The organism is Vibrio ruber DSM 16370 (assembly GCF_900163965.1).
Classification (GTDB): Bacteria; Pseudomonadota; Gammaproteobacteria; order Enterobacterales; family Vibrionaceae; genus Vibrio; species Vibrio ruber.
In genome coordinates, this window is record NZ_FULE01000067.1 from 22,621 (window position 1) to 29,545 (window position 6,925).

Annotated in this window: 5 protein-coding genes, 1 tRNA gene and 1 rRNA gene; 6 read left to right on the plus strand and 1 reads right to left on the minus strand. The window is 43.5% G+C overall.

The annotated features are described in order from the left end of the window. The first annotated feature begins 41 nt into the window (after window positions 1–41). Window positions 42–1,151 carry an LPS export ABC transporter permease LptF gene (gene lptF, locus VR7878_RS19340; RefSeq protein ID WP_077337622.1) on the plus strand — a complete coding sequence of 370 codons (1,110 nt, stop codon included), beginning with the start codon at window positions 42–44 and terminating at the stop codon, window positions 1,149–1,151. Then, entirely contained in the window at window positions 1,144–2,217 is a 1,074-nt protein-coding gene (lptG, locus tag VR7878_RS19345; RefSeq protein ID WP_077337623.1) for an LPS export ABC transporter permease LptG, read from the plus strand. The genes lptF and lptG overlap by 8 nt, the downstream gene beginning before the upstream one ends. 22 nt (window positions 2,218–2,239) lie before the next feature. Here the strand turns inward: lptG and VR7878_RS19350 are convergent, their stop codons facing one another. Beyond that, complete coding sequence (locus VR7878_RS19350; RefSeq protein WP_077337624.1) at window positions 2,240–2,719, minus strand: RDD family protein; 480 nt, start codon at window positions 2,717–2,719, stop codon at window positions 2,240–2,242. A gap of 200 nt (window positions 2,720–2,919) precedes the next feature. On the opposite strand from VR7878_RS19350, the gene VR7878_RS19355 reads away from it, so the two are divergent. The 4 genes from VR7878_RS19355 to VR7878_RS19370 all read left to right on the plus strand — a co-directional run. Beyond that, a tRNA-Leu gene (locus tag VR7878_RS19355) sits at window positions 2,920–3,004 on the plus strand. Between the two features lie 275 nt (window positions 3,005–3,279). Beyond that, on the plus strand, window positions 3,280–4,803 hold the full coding sequence (locus VR7878_RS19360) for a hypothetical protein (protein WP_077337625.1): 1,524 nt from the start codon (window positions 3,280–3,282) through the stop codon (window positions 4,801–4,803). A 339-nt stretch (window positions 4,804–5,142) separates the two neighbouring features. Then, entirely contained in the window at window positions 5,143–6,405 is a 1,263-nt protein-coding gene (locus VR7878_RS19365) for a cyclic di-GMP phosphodiesterase (RefSeq protein WP_077337626.1), read from the plus strand. A gap of 350 nt (window positions 6,406–6,755) precedes the next feature. After that, a 16S ribosomal RNA gene (locus VR7878_RS19370) occupies window positions 6,756–6,925 on the plus strand; the annotation flags it as partial.

The window sequence follows — 6,925 nt, forward strand, 5'->3', positions numbered from 1 at the left end:
GATTCGATTAAAAAAACAAGTTTTTCATAGGTAATTTCAGTGTGATTATCGTTAGATATTTGATCCGAGAGACACTAAAAAGCCAGTTGGCGATTTTTTTCATCCTCTTTTTAGTGTTTTTGAGCCAAAAATTTATCCGTGTTCTGGCGGATGCATCCGACGGCGAGATCCCTGCCAGGTTGATCTTTTCGATCGTTGGATTGAATATGCCAGCGATGGGGCAGTTGATGCTGCCACTCAGTTTATATATCGGGATTTTGATTACCTTTGGCCGACTGTATGCGGAAAGTGAAATCACGGTGATGAATGCAACCGGTATCGGTAATAAGTTTCTGGTGCGTGCGGCACTGTATCTGGCGATTATTACTGCCAGTGCGGCTGCCATGAATTCACTCTGGCTGTCTCCGTGGAGTCAAGATCGTGAAGCGCAACTGATGGATCAGCTTGCGGCTGAGAATAGTGTTGATTTACTTCAGGAAGGGCACTTCCAGCGCACACCGGATGGTTCTTCCGTGGTCTTCATTGATGATATTGAAGATAAGAAATTACGCAATGTGTTTGTCGCGCAGCTGACACCAAAAGATTCGATCCTCCCCAGTGTGATTTTTTCTGATTCCGGAAGTGTAAAAGAGCTCAAAGATGGCCGTCAGATCATCAGTTTGAAGCACGGTACGCGGTATGAAGGCGTTCCGACGCAGGTCAGTTATATGGTGACCAAGTTCGATGAGTATGAAGGTTTGATTGGTCAGCGCAAGGTTGAAAGCCGGGGACGTGACTGGGAAGCCATCCCGACGCTGGAACTGCTGAGGAATCCGGATAGTCATGCGCAGGCGGAGTTACAGTGGCGGATTTCTCTGGTGGTTTGTATTCCATTGTTGACCATGCTGGTTGTCCCGCTCTCTGCTGTGAACCCACGGCAAGGACGGTTTGCTAAAATGGGACCCGCTATTTTGGTGTATCTGACTTATTTCTTAGCCATCAGCGCAACGAAATCAGCGATTGAAGATGGTGGGATCCCCCCGGCTGTCGGGATGTGGCCGTTGAATGCCGCATTGTTAATTACCGCTCTATTCATTAATAGCCTAGATAGTGTATTTGTCCGCCGCTTAAAGGATCGGTACAGACAGAGAAAGGTGGCAAGTCGTGTTTAAGATTTTAGATTTATACATCGGCCGAACGATCATTGCGACAACCAGTTTGGTTCTGGTCACTTTTGTCGGCTTATCCGGAATTATCAAGTATGTTGAACAACTGCGAAAAGTGGGGCAGGGAAGCTATGACTTGATTAAGGCGCTGTATTTTGTGGTGTTGAGTATTCCCCGGGATATCGAAATGTTTTTCCCGATGGCGGCTTTGCTGGGGGCTTTGATTGGTCTTGGGATGCTGGCAGCCAGCTCTGAACTTGTGGTGATGCAGGCTTCCGGTTTTTCCAAACTGGATATCGGGCTTTCGGTACTGAAAACGGCAGTGCCATTGATGATTGTGATTACCTTATTGGGACAGTGGGGCGCGCCTCAAGCGCAGAAGATGGCGCGCGATTTACGTGCATTTTCGACATCCGGGGGGCAACTGCTTTCTGTTCGTATGGGGGTTTGGGCCAGAGATACCAATGATTTTATTTTTATTAATAAGGTCAGTGATGACAAGCTGTATGGGTTGAATATCTGGCGTTTTGACGAACACAAGAAGTTGCAGGAAGTCATTTTTGCCACCGAGGCTGATTATGAACAAACTAATCAGCAGTGGGAGATGAAAAACGTGCATATCACCCATATGAGTGATGAAGTCGTTATCTCGAAACAGCAGTTCTCCACTTATCCGTGGCACACTTCACTTGAGCCCAATAAATTGGCGGTTGTCACGGTCAAACCGGAAGAACTTTCCCTCAGTGGCCTGTATGACTACGTCCATTATCTGAAAATATCTGAACAGGATTCATCCCGTTATGAGTTGGCATTATGGCGTAAAGTCACCCAGCCGATTTCGATTGCCGTGATGATGCTGATGGCGCTTTCGTTTATCTTTGGTCCGTTGAGAAGCGTGACAATGGGAGCAAGAATCTTGTCTGGTGTGATTGCCGGTTTTACCTTTTACATCTCCAGTGAGTTTTTTGGCCCGCTGAGTTTGGTATATGGCTTCCATCCGGCGATAGGGGCTGTCGCCCCCAGTATTGTTTTTCTCTCAGTCGCATTGGCGCTGCTACGTCGGAAATTGTAGCCTTTCTGTGGATATGAGAGGGCTACGCCTCTTTTTTGGGGATGACATAGAGATTGGTTTTAGCCCAAATATCATGGAATCCCCGTTTCTGAGGATCGAGCGGAACGGTCAGATTCGAGAGGCCAAATCCCGAAGTAAATAAACGAATCAGTGCTTGGGTGATGGTAATGGGCGTACCATCTGCATTGCTGACCATCAGCCGCCAAGCCTTCATGCCGAGCGTTTGTCCTTTTTGAGTCCAAAACCAAACAAAAAAACCAATCCAAATCATAGCCAGATAAGCGGTAAATACCGAACTCCAGAATGGATGATGTGTTAAGAAACCGCTGACATCCTTGTAGATACCATAATGGAGCAGCCCAACGGCAACCATTGCTTCAAGCATGAGGACAATGACAGTGGCAGCAAGTATTTCCAATACTAAAATCAGACAGGTATCGTAAACAAGTGCACCAATACGTCGGATAAAGCCTGCGGTTTGCAAATGAGGTTGATGTGACATCGGTTATCTATATCTCAGTAAAATAATTATCGAGAGGATAGTCATTATTGCGAGGGTAAAAAAGAGGGCAAATCGAGTAAATTGGCATTTATGGTGAAATAATCAACAATCAATTGAATTTTCGCTTTTTTTCGATTTTTATTATTGCGCTGATTCATTTCTTCCGTATAATTCACCTCACTAAAGGGGTAGCCCCTGATGCCGATGTGGTGAAATTGGTAGACACGACGGATTCAAAATCCGTTGCCTTCGGGCGTGGCGGTTCAAGTCCGCCCATCGGTACCATGATTTAAATGACAAAGCCTCGACGTTCGTCGGGGCTTTGTTGTATCTAAACGCCAATTATTCATCGATACTGTCATCGTCAATTCCATCTCTTATCTGCCAGCGGGTGCCTGCTCGTATCTATCCATCAGTTTCATCTATTGATTCATTTGTTTTTATAAATATAAATTTATTATATGTATGATCAAATAAAGTAAAAAAACACCAGGTCGGATTAAATGAATTGCATATGAGATGATATTCTTATTTTTTATTTTCTCATTATTGGAGGAGAAATGCGCAAGCATTTATCATGGATTTTATTATTACCTAGTGTTTTCAGTGGATATGCGCTGGCTGGTGCTGAAAATGCCCCTTATTTTGACCAGCTACTCTCCGCAGATCATGCACAGCTTAGTCAGAAAGTCGCCCCAATTGAGTCAGCGCAACGGCAAACCTTTGTGCCGATGCAGCTCGACCTTTCTGATCTCGATCTTTCCGATAAAGTGTCGATTCTGCCTCAGGCCGGAAAATTAGAGGGCTTAGCTGAACATGTAGCGAAAACATCTGCGCAAAACCTTATGCTATCTGCGACGGCTGAAGATGGTTCTGATACCGTTACCCCTTTATGTGACACATTAGCTGCAGGAACGTTATATACATTGAGTGGTGTACAAAAAGACGGGGTCTATTGTTATCACTTTGAGGTTAAAAAGCGTTCCAAAATTATGGCGTTGTTAGTCGGTCAGGCTGAAACGACAGATATGAAACTGTCTGTGCTCAGGCATGGTGCGAATGACCAGCTTTTCATTGTCGGTACGTCTGATCACTCCGGCAATGCGGATGAGGTTGTTTCCGCAGTGGTTGAACCGGGGCACTATTACTGGTACATGGAAGCGAAAGCTGCTGAGAATGCCAGCATTCAGTTTGGGGTTTCAATCGATTCAAACATCGATACCTATGAGCCGAATGATACCCCCCAGACTTCAACTCGGTTACCCGAAACTCGTAATATGATTGTAGGGAATATCGATTCAGCATCCGATTTGGATTATTACCTTTATACGGTCGAAAAAGGTAAAAAAATTGATATCGAAGTTGATGATAGTCATTCACCGAAACAATGGCTGTTTAGCTTAAGTGTCTTGAGTGGCTCTGTTGAGCGGGAAGCCAATACCTCTCACTATCTTGTCACAGAAGGGACACAGCTTCTCCTTCAAGTTAAACATAATCCGGAAAAAACAGTTGATGCGAGTAAGCAATATCGTGTGTTGCTCGGTCCGTCAGTGGCATCGATGAAATCATCTTCTGTCCAGGGCGAGCCGGATGTCGTGCGTTTAATGTTAAAAGACACTGCACATTTGCCTAATATACTTCGTCACGGTCCTACAGGACTTTACTTGACCACACAGGTTTATAATAAGCTGACTTGGCAGGTGGTACTGACTGATTCGACAGGACAGCCAGCTGCAAATGCTCCGGTTAATTTCTATTATGATCTCAATGTTTTTAAGTATGACTATCAAAGTGAACAATATTTTTATCCGTTCTATGAACCTACAGTTGTTGGCGCCTATACCAACAATCAAGGGGTTGCGAAAGGAGAGATAATCGTCGGACGAAACAATTGTGAAGTTGAATTTGAAGTGATTCAAGAAGCTTATGTTTATAATCATAAAGTCACCTACCGGACCGGTTTTGATGCTGGAATATGGAGCATTAAGGTACCGGGAACTTCAATTGGTGTCGGTGGTTCTGAAGTCCCAGGTGTGACTCTCGGTCATATTTGTACACAAAAAGTGCTGAACGTAGAAGGATAAACTTAATTTTTTATAGGGGAGCTAAGGCTCCCTTTTCCTATCTATATGGTGTGGCGCATATGCGCCACACCATATTAATCAAATCAGCCACTCATTTATTCCCCTGTTGAACTTTACTTTTTGCTTGATTATTTTTTCAAATTACATCAATTATGTGATTCTGATTCCTTTTAATTATTGAGTTTTTTATCATACAGTAGAGCGTTGTTTTATTGATTCGCTAGTGTTCTGGTCGACGAATACCAGACTGACTTGTGGATCGTATGCACCTGCACACTGTTACATCTACAATGTAAAAGTTATGGATAGTTCTTACAGATTGAGAGTATTAATTCGATTGTGGCAAATATTAAAATTACAGTAGACAGATTACAGCCGGGATTACATATCCGCTTGCCCGTGAAGTGGAATGATCATCCATTTCTGCTCAACAGCTTTAAAATTAAGAACCAAGATCAGATTAATATTATTAAGCATCTTGGTATTCAGCATGTTTATTTGAATCCGGCGCAAAGTGATACACAACCATTACCTTTGCAAGCCTCTGAACCCGATGGGGAGCATCAAATCGATGAGTCCGCGATTGATGATGAGGCGAAAAAACTCTGGGAAGAGAAAGAAAACCGGATTGATAAGCTGAAAGCCTATCGTCGTCGTGTGGTTCGTTGTGAAAAAGAGTTCGAGCGATCTTTGGCGCGGATTCGAAGTGTCATGAATAAAATTCGTAACCGACCTCATGATGCTGTCGATGAAGCATCTCAATTAGTAGCGGATGTTGTGGATGAGTTACTGGCTGAAGAAAGTGTAACGCTCCATCTGATGAATAGTAAAAGTGAGTTTGAAGACATCTATTTTCATTCTCTGAATGTGTCTGTGATTGCGATGATGATTGGCCGGGTCAAAGGATTTGATGCAGAGAAGATCAAAGAGTTAGCTTTTGCTGCGCTGTTTCATGATATTGGCAAGATTAAAGTCCCGGCTGCAATTGTCCGCAAACAAACCCCGCTCACTGAACCGGAGAAAAACTATCTCAAGCAACATACACGTTATGGGATTGATATTGCCAATGGCATAGAAGGGTTTCCTGAGAGTGCCAAACGGGTGATTGGTCAGCATCATGAGCATATGGATGGTTCCGGTTATCCCGAAGGGCTGAAAGGTGATGAGATCGACGAATTAGCACAAATTATTGCTGTTGCCAATGCGTTTGATTCATTGTGCCATGGCAATATTGTCGATGAACAAAAAATTCCTTATGCCGCCTTGTCACATTTGTATAAAAACTGCCGGAATTTATACAACTTTGATAATTTAAGTATTTTAGTCAAGTTTATGGGCGTCTATCCACCGGGAACGGTTGTGCAGTTGTCAAATGAGATGGTCGGATTGGTGATTTCGATTAATTCAAATGATTTACTCTATCCGAGTGTCCTGATTTATGATCCGTCCGTTCCAAGAACCGAAGCACCAATTGTTGATTTGGCAGAAAGAGAGTTAACCATCGTTAATGTTATTCTACCAGCGAAACTACCGGATAAAGTGCGTGAGTATTTGAACCCTCGTTCACGGATTTCGTACTTTTTTGATACTGAAGATCAGTAAGTTTGTTTGAAAAAACAGCAAATCATAAAAAAATCCAAATCATCTCTAAAAAGTGTTTGACTCTAGGATTTATCCCGTTAGAATGGCCGCCACTTCGAACGGAGAACGTTTGGAAGAATCGCTCTTTAACAATATAGACCAATCAATCTGTGTGGGCACTCGTCGATAAATATCCAAAAAGATTTTATCAGTGAATCGAGTGACCAAATCAAGTTGGATACAGGTAACTGTGATTCAATAAGAGCACAGTCAATTCAACATTACTTATGTAATGTCACTTTTTGCGTCTGCTTTTAAGCAGAGACAAAAAGCAGTATTCATTGAGCCGACACATCGTGTCACAAAAACTTTAATTGAAGAGTTTGATCATGGCTCAGATTGAACGCTGGCGGCAGGCCTAACACATGCAAGTCGAGCGGAAACGAGAGAAAGCTTGCTTTCTCGGCGTCGAGCGGCGGACGGGTGAGTAAAGTCTGGGAAATTGCCCTGATGTGGGGGATAACCATTGGAAACGATGGCT

Bases quoted from the DNA above. Each gene is read 5' to 3' on its own strand.
- VR7878_RS19350 (WP_077337624.1), bottom strand. From the start codon at position 2,719: ATGTCACATCAACCTCATTTGCAAACCGCAGGCTTTATCCGACGTATT.
- VR7878_RS19360 (WP_077337625.1), top strand. From the start codon at position 3,280: ATGCGCAAGCATTTATCATGGATTTTATTATTACCTAGTGTTTTCAGT.